General features: G+C 67.1%; 13 protein-coding genes. 8 read left to right on the top strand and 5 right to left on the bottom strand.

Annotation, left to right across the window (positions count from 1 at the left end):
• Positions 1–69: 69 nt before the first annotated feature.
• Positions 70–1,821 carry a dipeptide ABC transporter ATP-binding protein gene (locus KKR91_RS11670; protein WP_210231610.1) on the bottom strand — a complete coding sequence of 584 codons (1,752 nt, stop codon included), beginning with the start codon at positions 1,819–1,821 and terminating at the stop codon, positions 70–72.
• Between the two features lie 174 nt (positions 1,822–1,995).
• Here KKR91_RS11670 and KKR91_RS11675 point away from each other — a divergent pair, with 174 nt between their 5' ends.
• The 6 genes from KKR91_RS11675 to KKR91_RS11700 all read left to right on the top strand — a co-directional run bounded on the left by KKR91_RS11675 (position 1,996) and on the right by KKR91_RS11700 (position 11,160).
• On the top strand, positions 1,996–3,669 hold the full coding sequence (locus tag KKR91_RS11675; RefSeq protein ID WP_237687360.1) for an ABC transporter substrate-binding protein: 1,674 nt from the start codon (positions 1,996–1,998) through the stop codon (positions 3,667–3,669).
• A 97-nt stretch (positions 3,670–3,766) separates the two neighbouring features.
• Positions 3,767–5,260 (top strand): malate:quinone oxidoreductase, encoded by a 1,494-nt coding sequence (locus tag KKR91_RS11680; RefSeq protein ID WP_210231608.1) that lies wholly within the window; start codon positions 3,767–3,769, stop codon positions 5,258–5,260.
• A gap of 142 nt (positions 5,261–5,402) precedes the next feature.
• Positions 5,403–8,567 carry an efflux RND transporter permease subunit gene (locus KKR91_RS11685; protein WP_210231607.1) on the top strand — a complete coding sequence of 1,055 codons (3,165 nt, stop codon included), beginning with the start codon at positions 5,403–5,405 and terminating at the stop codon, positions 8,565–8,567.
• 66 nt (positions 8,568–8,633) lie between these two features.
• Complete coding sequence (locus KKR91_RS11690; RefSeq protein WP_210231635.1) at positions 8,634–9,743, top strand: LLM class flavin-dependent oxidoreductase; 1,110 nt, start codon at positions 8,634–8,636, stop codon at positions 9,741–9,743.
• 9 nt (positions 9,744–9,752) lie between these two features.
• On the top strand, positions 9,753–10,220 hold the full coding sequence (locus tag KKR91_RS11695; RefSeq protein WP_210231606.1) for a MarR family winged helix-turn-helix transcriptional regulator: 468 nt from the start codon (positions 9,753–9,755) through the stop codon (positions 10,218–10,220).
• A gap of 31 nt (positions 10,221–10,251) precedes the next feature.
• Complete coding sequence (locus KKR91_RS11700; RefSeq protein ID WP_210231605.1) at positions 10,252–11,160, top strand: oxidoreductase; 909 nt, start codon at positions 10,252–10,254, stop codon at positions 11,158–11,160.
• A 24-nt stretch (positions 11,161–11,184) separates the two neighbouring features.
• Here KKR91_RS11700 and KKR91_RS11705 read toward each other — a convergent pair whose 3' ends face one another.
• The 3 genes from KKR91_RS11705 to KKR91_RS11715 are packed head-to-tail and all read right to left on the bottom strand — an operon-like array spanning position 11,185 to position 14,618.
• Positions 11,185–12,675, bottom strand: a complete 1,491-nt coding sequence (locus KKR91_RS11705) for an MFS transporter (RefSeq protein WP_237687361.1) — start codon at positions 12,673–12,675, stop codon at positions 11,185–11,187.
• Positions 12,672–14,057 (bottom strand): M20/M25/M40 family metallo-hydrolase, encoded by a 1,386-nt coding sequence (locus KKR91_RS11710; protein ID WP_210231604.1) that lies wholly within the window; start codon positions 14,055–14,057, stop codon positions 12,672–12,674. The genes KKR91_RS11705 and KKR91_RS11710 overlap by 4 nt, the downstream gene beginning before the upstream one ends.
• 54 nt (positions 14,058–14,111) lie before the next feature.
• Entirely contained in the window at positions 14,112–14,618 is a 507-nt protein-coding gene (locus tag KKR91_RS11715; RefSeq protein ID WP_210231603.1) for an Lrp/AsnC family transcriptional regulator, read from the bottom strand.
• 154 nt (positions 14,619–14,772) lie between these two features.
• Here KKR91_RS11715 and KKR91_RS11720 point away from each other — a divergent pair, with 154 nt between their 5' ends.
• A complete protein-coding gene (locus KKR91_RS11720) occupies positions 14,773–16,182 on the top strand; it encodes an amino acid permease (RefSeq protein ID WP_420481394.1) in 1,410 nt (469 codons plus the stop codon).
• A 398-nt stretch (positions 16,183–16,580) separates the two neighbouring features.
• Here KKR91_RS11720 and KKR91_RS17125 read toward each other — a convergent pair whose 3' ends face one another.
• Positions 16,581–16,712 carry a hypothetical protein gene (locus KKR91_RS17125; protein WP_273544753.1) on the bottom strand — a complete coding sequence of 44 codons (132 nt, stop codon included), beginning with the start codon at positions 16,710–16,712 and terminating at the stop codon, positions 16,581–16,583.
• 572 nt (positions 16,713–17,284) lie between these two features.
• Between KKR91_RS17125 and KKR91_RS11725 the strand changes: the two genes are divergently transcribed.
• Positions 17,285–18,082 carry an alpha/beta fold hydrolase gene (locus KKR91_RS11725; RefSeq protein WP_210231602.1) on the top strand — a complete coding sequence of 266 codons (798 nt, stop codon included), beginning with the start codon at positions 17,285–17,287 and terminating at the stop codon, positions 18,080–18,082.
• Positions 18,083–18,337: the final 255 nt, after the last annotated feature.

Raw genomic sequence — 18,337 nt, forward strand, 5'->3', positions numbered from 1 at the left:
GCACCTCTTTTGGCTGTGCACCTCTTTTGGCTGTGCGGTTCGTTTGGCTCTGCGGTTCGTTTGGTGAAGCTAGGAGGCCAGCTCGCCCTCGTCGATGTTGAGCTCGTTGCCCGGAATCGAGGCCAGCAGCCGCCGGGTGTACGGATGGCGCGGGTTGGAGAAGACTTCCTCCGAGGACGCCGCTTCCACCAGCTCGCCGTCCTTCATCACACAGACGTAGTCCGAGATCAGCCGCACCACGGCCAGGTCGTGGGAAATAAACAGGTAGCTCAGCCCCAGCTCCGCCTGCAGGTCTCCGAGCAGCTTCAGGATCTGGGCCTGGACCAGCACATCCAGCGCGGACACCGGCTCGTCGCAGACAATCAGTTCAGGCTTTAGGGCCAGCGCCCGGGCAATTGCCACACGCTGGCGCTGCCCGCCGGACAGCTCCGCGGGGTAGCGTCCGAGCATGGACTGCGGCAGCGCCACCTGGTCCATCAGCTCCCGCACGCGCGCCGCCCGCTCGGCCTTGGTTCCGCGCTTGTACGTCTTCAACGGCTCGTCGAGGATCCGCTCAATGGTGAACATGGGATCCAGGGAGGAATACGGATCCTGGAAAATCGGCTGCACCCGCTGCCGGAAGTCGCGCAGCTTTCCCTTTTCCAGACCGCCGACGTCGATCCCGTCAAACGTCATGGTTCCGCTGGTGGGCTCAACCAGCTTCAACAGCATCCGCGCCGTGGTGGTCTTGCCGGAGCCGGACTCGCCGACAATGGCCACGGTCCGCCCGCGGGGAATGTCCAGGGTGACGTTCCGGGCCGCGTAAAAGTCCTCGGACCGGCCGCGGATCTTGTACACCTTGGTCAGGTCCCGGATTTCAACGATATTGTCCGGCGCCGCGGTCTCGGAGCTCTCCGGGGCGATGACGGCGTCGTCGTTCGCGTCAGCCGGGCGGGCATGATCGGCGTAGGCCTGTTCGGCCAGCTTCAGCCGCTGCGCGGCCGGAACCGTAAAGGCACCCGGGCTCAGGCGCACGGCGGCCACGCTGGGCGCGGCCTGGACCAGGGACTGGGTGTAGGGATGCTGCGGATCCTCCAGCAGCTGGCGGGCCGGGCCGGTCTCCACCACGATGCCGCGGTGCATCACCACCAGCTCGGAGGCGCGCTCGGCCGCCAGTCCCAGGTCATGCGTAATGAGCAGCACCGAGGTGCCCAGCTCCTCGGTCATCTTGCCGATCTGGTCCAGGATGGTGCGCTGCACCGTGACGTCCAGGGCCGAGGTCGGTTCGTCGGCGATCAGCAGCCGCGGCCGGCAGGCCAGGCCGATGGCGATCAGCGCGCGCTGGCGCATGCCGCCGGAGAACTCGTGCGGGTACTGCTTGGCGCGTTCGGCGGCGTCGGGCAGCCCGGCAGCGGTCAGGACCTCGATGACCTTGCGGTCCACGTCCTTGGACGTCGCCATGCCGTGAACCAGCAGGGTCTCCGCGACCTGGGTGCCGATTTTGGTCACCGGGTTCAGGTTGGACATCGGATCCTGCGGCACGAGCCCGATGGACCGGCCGCGGATAGCCCGCAGCTTGGACTCTGGCAGGCCCACCAGTTCGGTGCCGTCGAAGCGGATGCTGCCGGCGGCCACCTTGCCGTTGCCCGGCAGCAGTCCAATCACTGCCATGGCAGTAGTGGATTTGCCCGAACCCGATTCGCCGACAATTGCCAGGGTCTTTCCCTGGCCCAGAGTGAAGGAAGCACTCTTCACCGCCTGGACTTCTCCGTCTGTGGTGCGGAAATTGACCGCGAGATCGGTCACCTCGAGCTGGGGTGAATCAGCCATAATTTCAGTCATTTCCCTATCCTGCCCTACTGCAGCGCCGCAGTGAGCCAAGTCTCACCGGGCTTTACCGCTTTTTAATCATTTAGACTGGAAATCCACGCAAAATGTCTGGACGCGTCCAGTACGTCAACAGATGCATTGTTAGGCAGAGCAGGGATGGGAGCGTCCCGGAGGAGAACAACAGCTGTGACAGATTCCGGCATTGGCCGCCGCTCCATCCTCAGGGCCGGTGCCCTGCTCGGCGCCCTGGCCCTCGCCGGATGCACGGCCACCCCCGACGGCAAGGCCACCGCATCGGCGACGGCCTCCGGCACGGCCCGCCCGCCGCACGCCACCTTCACCTTTGCCACCGCTGCCCCGCCCTCCGGCCTGGACCCGGCGCTGGCCACGGACACCGAAACGCACCGGATCACGCGGCAGATCATGGAAGGCCTGGTGGGGGCCGACCCGCTGACCTCCGCCCCCACTCCCCTGCTGGCCGAAAGCTGGACCCAGTCCGAGGACGGCCGGACCTACACGTTCACGCTGCGCAAGGGCGTGACCTTCCACGACGGCCAGCCACTCAACGCGGCTGCCGTCTGCGCCAACTTCGACCGCTGGTACAACCTCCCGGTCTCTGCCCGCGGCTCGGACAACCTGGCGTACAAGGCCGTCTTCAACGCATACTCGGACAGCCCGGACCTCGCGGTCTATAAATCCAGCACCGCCGTTGACGAATACACGGTCCGGATCGAACTGGCCACCCGCCTCACCGGGCTCATCCCCGCGCTCGCGTCGCCCGAGTTCGCCATCTCCTCTCCCAAGGCCCTGAAGGATTCCGACGCCAATGCCCTCGGCGTTGAGCACGACGGGCAGCAAATCTCCAAGTATGCCCTCCGGCCGGTGGGTACCGGCCCGTTCAGGTTTGAATCCTGGGAAGGCGACGAGGTCCGCCTGGCCGCCTACCCGGATTATTGGGGCGACCGCGGGCAGATTTCCACCCTGGTCTTTAAAAGCATGTCCAGCCCGGAGAGCCGGCTGCGCGCCCTTAAGAGCGGACAGGTGGACGGTTATGACCTGGTCACCGTGGCCGACGTCGGTGACCTGGCCCGCGCCGGGATGCAGATCATGCAGCGCGATCCGTATTCCGTGCTGTACCTGGGTATCAACCAGGCCTTCCCGGGCATGGACAACCTGCTCATGCGCCAGGGCATCGCCCACGCCATCGACAAGAGCGCACTGCTGGAGGGGCTGTTCCTCAACGGCACCAAGCCGGCCAACCAGTTTGTGCCGGAAAAGCTCGGGGTCAGCTCCGGCAGCGTCACCAACTACGGTTACGATCCGGAAAAAGCAAAGGAACTGTTCAAGGAAGCCGGCTACGACGGCGCCCCGCTTCCCTTCCACTATCCGCGGCACGTGACCCGGGCCTACCTGCCGACCCCCGAACGCGTCTATGCCGAGCTCAGCCGCCAGCTCACCGCTGCCGGCCTGAACATCAAGCCCGTGCCGGTGGACTGGTCCGACGACTACCTGCACGGTGTGCAGGGCAGCGGCGACCGGGCCCTGCACCTGCTCGGACTCAGCGGCACCTACAACGACCCGGACAACTTTGTGGGCACCCTCTTCGGCAGCTACACCGAGGAGTTTGCCAACGACGACGCGCAGCTGCTGAGCAAGATCGACCGCGCCCGGACCCTGGCGGCCGGACCGGAGCAGACCGAGGCCTACACCGCGATCAGCGACCGCATTTCCACCCGGGTGCCGGCCGTGCCGCTGGCGTTCCCGATCTCGGCGCTGGCGTTCTCTCCCCGCGTTGCGGCGTATCCGACCTCGCCCATGCTGCATGAAGTCTTCAACCGGATACAGCTGCGGGAGCAATAAGGCCTGCCTTTCCCAGGGCATTCACCTGCTGCAGGTGATTTTAGGAAGGGCGCTTGGAGCGATACGCTTCTAGGGCTAGCGCCTCGCGACTGGAGATATGAAGTTGACTAATAGCCCGGCGGATCATTCCGCAACAAAGACCGATGTAGTGCTGATCGGCGGCGGCATCATGAGTGCGACCCTTGGGTCGTTCCTGAAGCAACTGGCCCCTGATTGGGACATTTCCCTGTTCGAGCGCCTCGACCGCGCCGGGCTCGAGAGCTCAGACCCTTGGAACAACGCCGGCACCGGCCACGCGGCGCTTTGCGAGCTGAACTACAGCCCCGCAGCCGCTGACGGTTCCGTGGATCCGGCCAAGGCGGTGGGCATCAACGAACAGTTCCAGGTGTCCCGCCAGTTCTGGTCCCACATGGTGTCCTCGGGCCACATCTCGAACAGCTTCATCAACCCGCTGCCCCACATGAGCTTCGTCTGGGGCGACGCGCATTCGGAATACCTGCGCCGCCGCTATGACTCGCTGAGCGCGCAGCCGCTGTTCAAGACCATGGAGTTCTCCGAGGACCACTCCAAGCTCGCGGAATGGGCTCCGCTGACCATGGAGGGCCGCGACCCTTCCCAGCGTGTGGCGGCTTCACGCGTGACAGGCGGTACCGACGTCGACTTCGGCGCCCTGACCCGTGAACTGACCGGTTACATGGGCAACAACGGCGTGGACATGAACTTCGGCCACGACGTCACCGACGTCACCCGCTCCCCCTCCGGCGGCTGGGACGTCAAGGTCAAGAACCGCGCCACCGGCGCCTCCCGCACCGTCTCCGCCCGCTTTGTCTTCATTGGCGGCGGTGGCGGCGCCCTGCACCTGCTGCAGGCCTCCGGCATTCCCGAAGGCAAGGGCTTTGGCGGCTTCCCCGTCTCCGGCCAGTTCCTCCGGTCCACCGACGAGACGATCATCTCCCGGCATAACGCGAAGGTCTACGGCCAGGCCTCAGTAGGCGCCCCGCCCATGTCCGTCCCGCACCTGGACACCCGCTTCGTCAACGGGCAGCGCTCCCTGCTGTTCGGCCCGTACGGCGGCTTCTCCCCCAAGTTCCTCAAGGGCGGTTCCTTCCTGGACCTGCCCGGATCGGTGCGCCCGGACAATCTCCTGCCAATGCTCGCGGTGGGCAAGGACAACATGTCGCTGGTGAAGTACCTGGTGACCGAAGTCCTGAAAACCCGCGAGGGCAAGACGGCGGCACTGCAGGAATTCGTTCCCCGCGCCGTCACCGAGGGCTGGGAACTGATTACCGCCGGCCAGCGGGTCCAGGTCATCAAGAAGGACCCGAAGAAGGGCGGGGTACTGCAGTTCGGCACCGAGCTCATCACAGCGGCCGACGGTTCCATCGGAGCGCTGTTGGGCGCCTCCCCCGGAGCCTCCACCGCGCCGCCGATCATGATCAACCTGCTCAAGCGCTGCTTCCCCGCAGAATTCGGCGGCTGGGAGGCCAAGATCAAGGACATGATCCCGGGCTATGGGGTCAAGCTCAACGAGAACGAGTCCCTCCTGGACGAAATCACCAAGGACACCGACCGCGTCCTCGGCCTGGCTTAACCGCCGCGCCACCCCCGTTCCAAGCCAAGGACCGGGCCAACCCATCCGGTTGGCCCGGTCCTTCGAACAATCTGTGCCGAAAGGTTCCGGATCTCCGGTACGTTTTTGCTCAACGTTAGTTCGGCGCTACTAAGGCAGGCTCATGGACCGGTTGGCCAAGCTGTCCCTCTCGAACAGGGCGCTCATTGCCCTGATCACCGTCTTCACCATGGTGTTCGGCGTCATCTCCATGACGTCGCTGCGGCAGGAGCTGATCCCGTCCCTGGAGTTTCCGCAGATCACGGTGATCACCGCGCTGCCCGGAGCCTCCCCGGAAGTGGTCGACAAGCAGGTCAGCGAACCGCTTGAGGGCGCCCTGACCGCCGTCGAGGGACTGGAGTCCTCCTCCGCCACTTCCCGCTCGTCCATCTCCACGATCAGCCTCACCTTTGCCTACGGGACGGATCTGGACCGCGCCCGGGGGCAGGTGGACCGGGCCATCTCCAACGCCCGGCAGCTGCTGCCCGAGGACACCAATCCGCAATCGCTGGCCGGCAGCATCAGCGACTTTCCGATTGTCTATCTGGCGGTGTCCTCGGATGAGCCGCTCGCCCAGCTCAATGCCAACCTGCAGCGGCTGACCGTTCCGCGGCTGCAGAAAATCGAGGGTGTCCGCACGGCGGAGGTGACCGGTGGTGCCACCCGGAGCGTGGAGATCCTGCCCGACGCCGCCGCGCTGGCTTCCCTGGGCGTGGCGCCGTCGGCGATTTCCGCGGCGCTGGAGAACAGCGGCGCGCTGGTTCCGGCCGGCACCGTGGAGGAAGACACCCGGACCCTGTCGATCCAGGTCGGCAGCCCGCTGGACAGCCTGGACAAGATCGCCGCGCTCCCGGTTGAATCGTCCGCGCCCGCGCCCGGCACGCCCGCAGCGTCCGCGCCCACGCCCGGCGCCGAAGGCACCGGCCCGGTCACGATCGGCGACGTCGCCTCCGTGGAGATTGCCGAGGACGAGGCCACCTCCATCACCCGCACCAACGGCGATCCGACCCTCGCGGTATCGGTGACCAAGACCCCGGCCGGTGACACCGTGGGCATCTCGCACGAGGTGGTGGACCTGCTGCCGACGCTGGAGTCGGAGCTGGGCGGCGGTGCCCGGTTCACTGTCATCTTCGACCAGGCACCGTTCATTGAAGAGTCCATTTCCAACCTGACCACCGAGGGCATTCTCGGGCTGGGCTTCGCCGTCCTGGTGATCCTGGTATTCCTGCTCTCCATCCGCTCCACCCTGGTCACTGCCGTGTCCATTCCGCTGTCCCTGCTGGTGACGTTCATCGGGCTGCTGGCCCTGGGCTATTCGCTGAACATCCTGACCCTGGGCGCGTTGACCATCGCGATCGGGCGGGTGGTGGATGACTCGATTGTGGTGATCGAGAACATCAAACGCCACCTGGGCTACGGCACTGACAAACGGACGGCCATCCTCACCGCGGTCCGCGAAGTGGCCGGGGCCATCACCGCCTCCACCCTCACCACGGTCGCGGTCTTCGCGCCGATTGCTCTGGTGGGCGGGCTGGCCGGCGAGCTGTTCCGGCCGTTCGCGATCACCACCTCGCTGGCCCTGCTGGCCTCCCTGCTGGTGGCCCTGACCATCGTGCCGGTCCTGGCCTACTGGTTCCTGAAATCCGGCCGGCCCGTGGCAGATCCCGCCGCCTACCGGGCCGAGGCCGAGGCCCGGGAACTGCGGACCCCGCTGCAGCGCGGCTATCTGCCGGTGCTGCGCACCACCCAGCGCCAGCCCGTGTACACGCTGGCTGCCGGCGTGGTGATCCTGGCCGCCACCGCGGCGCTGACCCCGCTGCTGCAGACCAACCTGCTGGGCGACACCGGGCAGAACACCTTCACCGTGCGGCAGGAGCTGCCGCCCGGGACATCACTTCAGGCCACGTCCGCGGCCGCGGAGGAGGTTGAGGACGCGCTCAGCGGCACCGAGGGCATCAGGGATGTCCAGGTGACCATGGGCACTTCCACCTCCGGTTTGGCCGCCTTCACCTCGGGCGGCTCAGCGGTGGCGAACTTCACCGTGATCACCGAATCCGGCGTGGACCAGGTGGCGTTGCGGGAGACGGTGCGCGGTGCCCTGGACGGGCTGGACGACGACGCCGGGAACCTCACCCTGGGCAGCACCGGCGGCGGGTTCGGAACCTCCAACACCGTGGACGTCAGTCTCTCCGCCGGTGACCCGGCGGATCTGCAGCCGGCCGCCGACCTGGTGGTTCAGGCGATGTCCACCCTTCCCGGCGCCGGCGAGGTCAGCAGCAACCTCTCTTCCTCGCAGCCGGTGGTCCAGGTCTCGATCGACCGGGCCAAGGCGGTGGCCGCGGGACTGAACGAACAGCAGATCGCCGGGTTGGTCGCCTCCACGATCAGTCCGCTGCCTGCCGGCACCGTGCGGATCGGCACCGACGATTTCCCGGTCCTCATCGGCGAGGGGACGCCGATCACCAGCGTGGAACAGCTCAGTGCCGTTTCCGTGCCGGCCGGGTCCGGCCCGGTGCCGCTGAGCTCGCTGGCCACCGTCGAGGAAGTCGACGTCCCCACCACCATCTCGGCCTCCGGCGGCGAGCGCACCGCCGTCGTCTCCGTTACGCCGGCCGGAGACAACCTCGGCGCCACCATCACCGAGGTGCAGGGGAAGCTGGCCGAACTGGACCTGCCGGCCAGCGTGACCGCCACCCTCTCCGGTGCAGCGACCCAGCAGAACGAGTCCTTCACCCAACTCGGGCTGGCGCTGCTCGCGGCCATCGCGATCGTCTACGTGATCATGGTCGCCACGTTCAAATCCCTGGTACAGCCGCTGATCCTGCTGGTATCGGTGCCGTTCGCCGCCACCGGAGCGATCCTGCTGCTGCTGGTCACCGGGGTCCCGCTGGGCGTGCCCTCGCTGGTGGGCATGCTGATGCTGGTCGGCATCGTGGTGACCAACGCGATTGTGCTGGTGGACCTGATCAACCAGTACCGCCGCCCGCGGGACGGGCAGCCCGGGCTGGACGTGGCCGACGCCATCATGAAGGGGGCCCGCCAGCGCCTGCGCCCGATCCTGATGACCGCCCTGGCCACCGTGTTTGCCCTCACCCCCATGGCGCTGGGCGTGACCGGCGAGGGCGGGTTCATTTCCCGCCCGCTGGCGATCGTGGTGATCGGCGGACTGGTGTCCTCCACCGTCCTGACCCTGGTCCTGGTGCCGGTGCTGTACCGGCTGGTGGAGGGGTCGCGGGAAAAGCGGGCCGCGCGCAGGCAGCGGGAATTCGCTGGCACGGCCCCGCGTTGACACAGCAGTACATGCAAACGCATATACTTGTGTTTGGCAGCCACCGCAGGAACATCGGAGAAGACCATGCAGATCGGCGTATTCAGCGTCAGCGACATCACCCGCGACCCCGTCACCGGGCGGATACCCACCGAGGGTGAGCGGATCAAGGCCGCCGTGGCGATCGCCAAAAAGGTCGAGGAAATCGGAATGGATGTCTACGCCACCGGCGAGCACCACAACCCGCCCTTCTACGCGTCCTCCCCCACCACGCTGCTGGGCTACATAGCGGCCCAGACCGAGCGGATCATCCTCTCCACCGCCACCACCCTGATCACCACCAATGATCCGGTGAAGATCGCCGAGGACTTCGCCACGCTCCAGCATCTTTCGGACGGCCGGGTGGACCTGGTCCTTGGACGCGGCAACACCGCCCCGGTCTACCCCTGGTTCGGCAAGAACCAGCAGGACTCCGTGGAACTGACCGTGGAGAACTACAACCTGCTGCGCCAGCTCTGGGATAAGGAGTCGGTGAACTGGGAGGGAAAGTTCCGCACCCCGCTGCATAACTTCACCGCCACGCCGCGGCCGCTCGACGGCGTCGCGCCCTTTGTCTGGCACGGCTCCATCCGCACGCCGCAGGTGGCAGAGATTGCCGCCTACTTCGGTGACGGCTTCTTCGCCAACAACATCTTCTGGCCGAAGGAGCACTATATGCAGCTCATCAGCCTGTACCGCGAGCGCTACGAGCACTACGGCCACGGCCGCGCCGACCAGGCGATTGTGGGGCTGGGCGGGCAGTTCTTCATGCGGAAGAACTCGCAGGACGCGGTGAATGAGTTCCGTCCGTACTTCGACAACGCCCCGGTCTACGGCCACGGTCCCTCCATGGAGGACTTCACCGCGCAGACCCCGCTGACCGTGGGCAGTCCGCAGGAGGTCATCGAGAAGACGCTTTCCTTCCAGGAGTACTTCGGCGACTACCAGCGCCAGCTGTTCCTGATCGACCACGCCGGCCTGCCGCTGAAGACCGTGCTGGAGCAGCTGGACCTGTTCGGCGAGTATGTCCTGCCGGAGCTGCGGCGCGAGTTTGATTCCCGCCGCCCCGCAGACGTACCCGTTGGCCCTACGCATTCCGCGCGGGTAGCTGCCCGTAGCGCGGCGTCACGTACCTCCGACGCTCCGTCTCTTCAGTAGGCTAGAGGCATGTCCCCGGATACCAGCAGCGTTCCCGTCAAGCAGGCAGCAGAGACCTGGGAGTCTCTTTTCCGGACCCAGGTGGGAGTGATGCGGCGGCTGCAGAAGGACCCTGCGTTCAAGGAACTCTCGATGCGGGAGTACGACGTCCTGTTCAACCTCACCCGCTGCCCCACCGGCTGGACCCGCCTCAATGAGCTCAACGAGCACCTGCTGATCAGCCAGCCCAGCCTCAGCCGCATGGTTGAACGGATGGAAGCCAAGGGGCTGCTCCAGCGCCGTCCGGCCCAAAACGACCAGCGCGGCGTCGAGCTCGCGCTGACCGACACGGGACGGGAGGTCCAGCGCCGGCTCGGCCGGGCCCATGTGCGCGGCATCTACGAACTGCTCACGCCGGCGCTGACCGAAGAGGAGCTCCGGCAGCTCAAGTCACTGACCGACAAGGTGCTCGATACCCTGGCGGCCAACGGCGGCTAGCGGCACGCACCACAACGCGGCGGGAGCCACCTTGGAGCAGTTCAGCACCGACAGCATTCCGGACCTCTCCGGCAAAACCGCCGTCGTCACCGGCGCCAACAGTGGCCTGGGCCTGCAGACCGCCCTGGTGCTGGCGGCCCGCGGAGCCCGCGTGGACCTGGCCTGCCGGGACCTGGAGCGCGGCGCCGCGGCGCAGTCCCGGATCCGGGCGGAGACCGGGAACGACGGCGTGCGGCTGCGGCATCTGGATCTTGCGTCCCTGGCCTCGGTCCGCGCGTTCGCCGGGCAGCAGGACTCCCCGGTGGACCTGCTGATCAACAACGCCGGAGTGATGGCCACGCCGCACCGGCTGACCGCCGACGGATTCGAGCTGCAGTTCGGCGTGAACCACCTGGGGCATTTCGCGCTGACCGGGCTTCTGCTGCCGGCTCTGCGCCTAGCCCCTGCGGCACGCGTGGTGACGGTCTCCAGCCTGGCCCACCGCGCCGGGCGCATCGACTTCGATGACCTGGCCGCCGAACACAGCTACCGGCCGTGGTCCCGCTATAACCAGAGCAAGCTGGCGAACCTGCTGTTCACCGCGGAGTTCACCCGCCGCCTCGAGGCCAGCGGCGAGTCCATCCTGGCAGTTGCCGCCCACCCCGGCTTCGCCGCCACCAACCTCACCTCCGGCATGCATCATCCTGCCACCCTGGACGTGCTCGGCGCCTTCTTCCGGCTCCTCGGACAGAGCGGAGCGGCCGGGGCGCTGCCGACGCTCTACGCTGCAACCGGACCGGAGGTCCGCGGCGGGGAGTTTTACGGGCCGGGCGGCCCGGGACAGCTGCGCGGGCGTCCCGTTCGGGTGACACCCGCACCGCAGGCCTTGGACACCGGCGCGGCGGCCCGGCTCTGGGACATCAGCACCGAACTTACCGGCGTCGTCTTCCCCGGGTTGTAGCGCCGCGGGCGGCAGCGGGCTGCGCTAGGAGGTGCGCGTGTCGGTGTCCGAGGCGGTCAGCGGAACATCGGCGAACGCCAGGCGCGGCACCAGCAGCAGCAGCCCGGCGGCAATGAACCCGGTCACCGAACACACGGTCCAGACGGTCAGGTAGCCGGTGAGGGGTGCAGCGGTTCCGGCCCCCTGCGCGCCGTCGGCCAGGGCATCCGTTGCCGCGCTCATCAGGGCGATACCGAAAACCGCCGAGGCAAAGGACCCGCCGATGGTCTTGGTGGTGTTGGTCAGTCCGGTGGCCATGCCCGTGCGGTTCAGCGGCGCTGCGGCGGCGGCCGCGGAGGGCAGGGCCGCCACCAGCGCACCGGAGCCCAGCCCGGCGACAACCATGTTGGCCAGGGTCTGCGCCAGTGTGTCGTGGAAGGGCAGGAACAGCAGGTAGCCCACCCCCACCAGGGCTGCCGCGCCGCACAGGGTCAGCCGCGGCGTCACGTACCGGGACACCACCGGAAACAGCAGCGCTCCGATCAGAACGGACAGGACGTAGGAGCCGATGATGATGGACACGCTGCCGGCGTCGAGCCCCAGTCCGTAGCCATGGACCGCCCGGTCGGTGCGGGCGAAGGTGGACATGGGTGCCTGCGCGCCGAGCACGGAGATGCCGAACAGGCCTGCGGTGAGCTGGACCGGCCACATGGCCTTGTCCCGCAGCATGGCAAAGTCCACCAGCGGGTCCTTCAGGCCCAGCTCGTAGCGGACAAACGGCACGAAGGCCGCGAGCCCGGCAGCCAGGACCAGCCAGACCCACCAGGTGCCGGGCCCGTTGATCCGCAGGAAACTCAGGCCGGAGGTGATCATCAACAGGCCGATGGCCAGCAGCAGGAAGCCCCGGCCGTCCAGGATGCCGCCGGCCCGTTCGGTGGTTTCCGGAACCCCGAAGTGGACCGCGGCGATGCACGCGGTTACCGCCACGGCCGGGACCATCAGGGTCAGCGTCAGCGAGCCGGCAAACACCTCGACCAGCACCCCGGCCGCCAGCGCCCCGGCGATCACCCCGAACTGCAGGGCGCCCACCAGCAGTCCGGCCGCCTTGCGGGTCAGCGCCGCCCGGCCCGGTCCGGCAGCCCGGCCGAAGATCAGGGCGATCTCCAGCGGCAGCCAGACCACGTAGAAGCCCTGCAGCGACCAGGCGGCCAGGAAGGTCCAGAAGTCCGGGGCGAAGGCCACGCCCCAGGAGGCGGCGGCGGTCAGCACGGTGGAGACCAGCAGGATCCGTTTGTGCCCGTAGATGTCACCCAGCTTCGCCAGCACGGGCACGGCCAGCGCGCTGAGCATCAGCTGGGCGGCCTCGAACCAGTTGACGTCGCCGTCGTTGATGCCCAGGTTGCGGGCAATGTCCGAGAGGATCGGCGTGTAGTAGCCCTGCAGGATGCCGCTGGTGATTTCCACCAGGGCCAGGAACAGGACAACCGGTCCCAGCGTGCGCAGGCTGCGGCGGCCGACGTCGGCGCCCGGCTTCACTGTCCGGCCTTGAGGCTGCGCAGCAGAAAGGCATAGAACAGGATGCCTTCGCCGAAGGCCTGCACGCCCAGATACTCGTTGTCCCCGTGAATGCTGCCCCGGTCCCGGCGGTCCATCCGGAACGGTGCGAAACGGTATACCGCGTCGCAGATGCCGGTGAAGCGGCGGGAGTCGGTGCCGGCGAGCATGATGTAGGGGGCAGGCACGGCGTCGGGGAAGAGTGCGGTGATGGCTTGCTCCAGCAGGGCAAACTGGACGTTGTCTGTGGCGGAGACCGGGGACGGTTCGTTGCCCTCGAGTACGCGCAGGGTCACGGAGGAATCGGCGATGATCCGGTCGAGCCGGGCCACGGTTCCCTGCACGGACTCCCCTACGGCCACCCTGATGTTCGCGGTGGCGGTGGCCCGGGAGGCCAGCACATTGGAAGCCCTGCTGCCCTGCAGCTGGGTCACTGCCACCGTGGTGCGGGTCAGGGCGCCGGGCTCCCCGCCCATCCGGGCCAGCACACGGGTAAGGGGAACACGGAAGAGCCGCAGGTTGCCGAAGACCAGCCGGGCCGGGAACCGGGCGGAGGGGGCCAGCCGCCCGATCATCTCCACCGTTGGTTCGGGCAGGACGGCGGGCAGCGGATGGTTGTCCAGCCGGGTGATGGCCCGGGCGAGGCGGGCAGTGGCCCCGCGGCGGTGCGGGGTGGAGGCGTGGCCGCCCGGGTCCTCGGTGGAGAGCTCCACGTCGAGGATGCCCTTTTCAGCCACGCCAACCACTGCCACCGGCCGGTCCACGAAGGGGAAGGCCTGCGCTGCCACGGCTCCGCCTTCATCCAGCACCAGCCAGGGGCGGATTCCGCGGGAGGCCAGCAGGTCGGCGGCCGCCTGCGCGGTGTCCCCCGCGGTTTCCTCGTTGTTACCGAAGGACAGGTAGACATCGCGGGCCGGCACAAACCCCTCGGCCAGCAACAGTTCAACGGCCTCCAGGATGGCGGCCAGGGACCCCTTGTCATCCAGCGTGCCCCGGCCCCAGATCCGGCCGTCGGTGATCTCACCGGAAAACGGCGGATGGTCCCAGGAGGCCGGGTCTTGAACCGGAACCACGTCATAGTGCGCCATCAGCACCAGCGGGCCGCCGTCGTCGTCCGTTCCGCTGCCCTGCCACCGGTACAGCAATCCGTAACCGTTCACGCGCTCCAGGCCCAGCCGGGCGTGGACGAGGGGGAATAGTTCCGGCAGCGCCTGGACGAAGGCGTCGAACTCCCCGGCCTCGACCTGGTCCGGATCACTGAAGGACACGGTGCGGCAGGTGATGAGGCGGGCGAGTTTCGGGGCAGCTGCTGCCCCCGTCTGCAGCGCGGCGGCAGCCCCGGCCGGGGCGGAAATTGTAGGCATGCCCCCGAGTGTAACGGCGGTCACAGCCGGTTATGCCCATCCGGCCAGATGAAGTTACTGAGAAGTAACTTTTGGCTCTGTGCCGGCCGGCTCCGAGCCGGAGGCGGACTGCAGCAGGGGCAGGGTGCGGCCCTCGAAGTGGGTGTTCAGGACGATCACGGAGGAGCTCCGCACGATGGTCCTGGTGGCCACGATCGAATCGATGACCCGTTGGAGGTCCGAGTTGGACCGCGCCGCAACGCGGGCGAGCAGGTCACTCTCGCCCGAGACCGTGTGGACTTCCTGGATTTCCGGAATCTGCTCCAGCGCCTGGACGACGGCGGCGTGTCCGGTGTCCTGGCTGATGGTCAGCGAGCAGTACGCCACCACCGCGTAGCCCAGTGCGGCCGGGTCCACACGAGGCCCCCAGCCCGAGATGACCCCCTGCCGCTGCATCCGGTCCAGCCTTGCCTGCACGGTTGCCCTGGCCACCTTCAGGGTGCGGGAGGCTTCCAGGACGGACATCCGGGGTTCGTTGCTGAACAGCGTGATGATGCGCGCGTCCAAGGCGTCTGTGGGCATGTTTCCCTCTCCTGCACCGCGAAGGGCTGTGCAAACTGTAAGCATTCTGGCACGAATTCCTTACATTCCTGAGGGTGGGGGCCCGAGGCATAAGATGGATAGGCCACGGCTGCGGCCGCATGTGGCAATCCCCAACCCAAAAGGCGCCTCCCCCATGACCACCCGAACGTCCGCACCCGGTTCCACCGGACCAGATACCGCGGTTCCGGCAGGATCCACCCCCGTGCGGAAGATGCGCGCGCGCCATCTGGTCTTCATGAGCCTGGGAAGTGCCATCGGCACCGGTCTCTTTGTCGGTTCGGGCGCCGGCATCCAGGCAGCCGGTCCCGCCGTCCTGCTGTCCTTCCTTATTGCAGGCACCATGGTCATCCTCGTCATGCGGATGATGGGCGAGATGGCGGCAGCCAATCCCACCAGCGGGGCGTTCTCCGTGTACGCCGAGAAGGCTCTGGGCCGCCCCGTCGGGACCACCATCGGCTGGTTGTGGTGGCTGCAGCTGGTGATTGTCATCGCTGCGGAGGCGACGGCGGCGGCGGCCATCGTGGCCTCCATGTGGCCGGGTTCCCAGCAGTGGGTGCTGGCCCTGGTCTTCATCAGCCTCTTCACGGCGATCAACCTGGGCGGCGTCGCCAGCTTCGGAGAATTCGAGTACTGGTTTGCCCTGCTGAAAATCCTTGCCATCATCGTCTTCCTCGCGATCGGCGTTGCGTTCATCGCCGGCTGGCTGCCGAATGTTCCAGCCCCCGGGCTGAGCAACCTCACCGGCAACGGCGGTTTCATGCCCCACGGCTGGAGCGGCGTGGGAGCCGGGCTGCTGCTGGTGGTCTTTGCCTTCGGCGGCACCGAAATCGTGGCGGTGGCAGCAGCCGATACCGAAAACCCCGGCACCAATATCGCCAAGGCCATCACCTCGGTGGTCTGGCGGATCATCATTTTCTACATCGGTTCGGTCCTGGTGATCATCACCATCCTGCCGTGGGACAGTGAAGCCCTCAGCACCGGCCCCTTTGTCGCCGCCCTGGCCGCGGCACGCGTCCCCGGCGCCGACGTCGTCATGGCGGTGGTGATCGTGGTGGCGCTGCTGTCAGCCCTGAACGCCAACCTGTACGGCGCCTCGCGGATGGTGTTCTCGCTGGCCGAGCGCGGCCGCGCCCCGAAGGCCCTGGCCCGGAAGGGTGCCAGCGGCGTGCCGCGGGCCGCGGTGCTGGCCTCCGTGGCGTTTGGATTTGCCGCAGTAGTCCTGAACTACCTGTATCCGGAGACCGTTCTGATGATCCTGCTGAACGTGGTCGGCTCCAGCTGCCTGGTTGTCTGGGGCGTTTCGATCGTTTCGCAGATCATCCTGCGCCGCCGGGCCGAGGCCGCCGGTGTGGAGCTCAGCTTCAAGATGTGGGCTTTCCCGTGGCTGTCCTACTTCGCCCTTGCCCTGCTGGCCGGCATCGTGGTGCTCGGTTTCCTGGACCCCACGGTCCGCATCCAGTTGCTGGCGACCTTGGCCCTGACCTGCATCTTGGGCTTCGCTGCCTGGCTCCTGGACCGTAAGGAAACCCGGATCCGCGGATAAGCCCGGAGGAATTACGGGTTTTATCGGGATTCCTGGGAATCACGCTTTTTTGCGGCGCTAATCCACACCGTAGTTTCGGAGTCATAAACTCCGGCTGGAATTGCGCCCGACCCGCCGATTGTCCGCTGACCTGCGGATATGTTCTGTTTCGGTTTATTTCCTGGACTGCCCGCCGGGTGCCGGCGTTGGGATTTGCAGTTCGGGGGCGGTGGCCGGAGTGAGCCGGCAGGCCAGAGGGGCAGCCAGAAATCCCACACCGGGATTATCTGGCTGCCGCTGCCTGGCCGCCGGGGTACTGGCCCTTGGCCTAATGCCCCTGAGTTACTGGTTCTTTACTGCTGACCCCTGCTGCGACTGGCACCGAACTTGTTATCGATGCCGCCCTTGTGGCTTGCCAGCTACTGGCCCTTGCGCTTCTTCGGGATCAGTTCTGCGTCGGTGGAGTTCTTGGCCCTTTTTTCCGCCCGCTTGTCCTTGATGGACTTGCCCGGTTTTTTATCGTTTGAACCCTGAGGGGATTTACCTGACAATTTCAGCTCCTCGTGTGAACTATGCGTTGTTGATAGTCCAAGACCATACCCCGTATAAAAATAAAAGCCAGCCCTAAAAAACAGCAGGGATAAAAAGTCCGGCCTGGTAGCGGGGCGGAGCTGATGCCAGGGTTCTAGCGGAGTCCCCACGCACGGCTGCATCGGAGGGCAGGACGCCGAGTGTGGAGATCGTGCCGGTAAGCTCCGCCGATTGTGGAGCAGATGCCGTTTCCGCTACCTGTTTTAGGCATGAACTCCACAGTGGACGAGTGGGTGGGGCATGAGCCCAACACTCGACGAAGGGGTGGGGCATGAGCCCAACACTCGACGAAGGGGTGGGGCATGAGCCCCACACTCGATGGCCCGAAAGCGCCGACCGGGTGCCGCCAGAGGCACCGAGCCGTCACGCCGCGGACCCGGGTTGAGCGGGCCGGGCGATTCGACGTACCGTAGCGCTCGGGCGGCTTTGCGGATGGCATCGTCGGCCGGATCCCGCCCGGGATCCAACGAGCACTTGAGTACCGGCGCGGGTCAGTTACCGATCCACTGCCGATCTGGACGAGGACGAGAACATGGAACTGCACACCCACACCGTCGAGGGCACCGACCCGCGCCTGTTTGCCGAGGTCTTCACACCCGAGGGCGGCTCAGCCAACTTACGGCCGGTCCTCCTCCTGCACGGCTTTGCATCATCCTCGCAGCTGAACTGGCGCGATTCGGGCTGGGTCGACGCCTTGACTGCCGCCGGCCGTACCGTGCTTACCGTCGATCTTCCCGGGCACGGTCGCAGCGCTGCCCCCGCTGACCTCGACGCTTACCGGCCGAGCTGGATCCGGGCGGACCTGCTGCAGCTGCTGATGGATGCGGCCGTCCGTCCGCTGGCCGACGCCGACCCGACTGCCGGAGTGGACATTGTTGGCTACTCGCTGGGTTCCAGGCTGGCGTGGGAGTTCGGCGCCACGCAGCCGGAGCTGGTGCACCGCATGGTGCTCGGCGGCCCCGGCAGCGGAGACCCGCTGGCGGACTTCGACCTGCCTGCGGCGCGGGCCAGCCTGGCCGACGGCGCTGAAATTGCCGACGGGACCACCGCCGAGCTGCTGCGGATGGCACGGCTGGCGCCGGGCAACGACCTGGCAGCCCTGCTGAGCATGGTCGAGGCCGTCAAGGGCGAACCTTTTGTTCCCGCCGATGCGGTTCCGTCGATGCCCCTGCTCCTGGTGGCCGGAGACCAGGACCGGCTGGCGGCAACCGCGCCGGAGCTTGCCGGCTTGTCCGGTCAGGCCGAGCTGCTGCTGCTCCCGGGGCGCACCCACGCCAATGCCGTGACCTCCCGGGCCTTCAAGGACGCGGCCATCCGGTTCCTGGCCTAGAGTTCCCGGGCGCGCCCAGAGTCCCCCCGGGCGCGCCCAGAGTCCCCCGGGCGCGTCCGAAGTACCCTGGCCACCCGAAGTACCCGGGCTGGTGAGCAGGTCCACATCACGTCTTGGTAAAGCCGGGCGCCGTTTGCGCCGGGCCTGCACCCGTCGCGGATAAGATGGATGGGCAAGCAGAGTCCTATCACTTTAATCAGCCTGCTGATGAAAGTGCTTCCCGGGTGGCAGGCAAGGCCAACCGTAGCCTCCTGC

Source organism: Arthrobacter jiangjiafuii (genome assembly GCF_018622995.1).
GTDB lineage: Bacteria > Actinomycetota > Actinomycetes > Actinomycetales > Micrococcaceae > Arthrobacter_B > Arthrobacter_B jiangjiafuii.

Bases quoted from the DNA above. Each gene is read 5' to 3' on its own strand.
- KKR91_RS11720 (WP_420481394.1), top strand. From the start codon at position 14,773: ATGACCACCCGAACGTCCGCACCCGGTTCCACCGGACCAGATACCGCG.
- KKR91_RS11710 (WP_210231604.1), bottom strand. From the start codon at position 14,057: ATGCCTACAATTTCCGCCCCGGCCGGGGCTGCCGCCGCGCTGCAGACG.
- KKR91_RS11685 (WP_210231607.1), top strand. From the start codon at position 5,403: ATGGACCGGTTGGCCAAGCTGTCCCTCTCGAACAGGGCGCTCATTGCC.
- KKR91_RS11680 (WP_210231608.1), top strand. From the start codon at position 3,767: ATGAAGTTGACTAATAGCCCGGCGGATCATTCCGCAACAAAGACCGAT.
- KKR91_RS11715 (WP_210231603.1), bottom strand. From the start codon at position 14,618: ATGCCCACAGACGCCTTGGACGCGCGCATCATCACGCTGTTCAGCAAC.
- KKR91_RS11695 (WP_210231606.1), top strand. From the start codon at position 9,753: ATGTCCCCGGATACCAGCAGCGTTCCCGTCAAGCAGGCAGCAGAGACC.
- KKR91_RS11690 (WP_210231635.1), top strand. From the start codon at position 8,634: ATGCAGATCGGCGTATTCAGCGTCAGCGACATCACCCGCGACCCCGTC.
- KKR91_RS11670 (WP_210231610.1), bottom strand. From the start codon at position 1,821: ATGACTGAAATTATGGCTGATTCACCCCAGCTCGAGGTGACCGATCTC.
- KKR91_RS11725 (WP_210231602.1), top strand. From the start codon at position 17,285: ATGGAACTGCACACCCACACCGTCGAGGGCACCGACCCGCGCCTGTTT.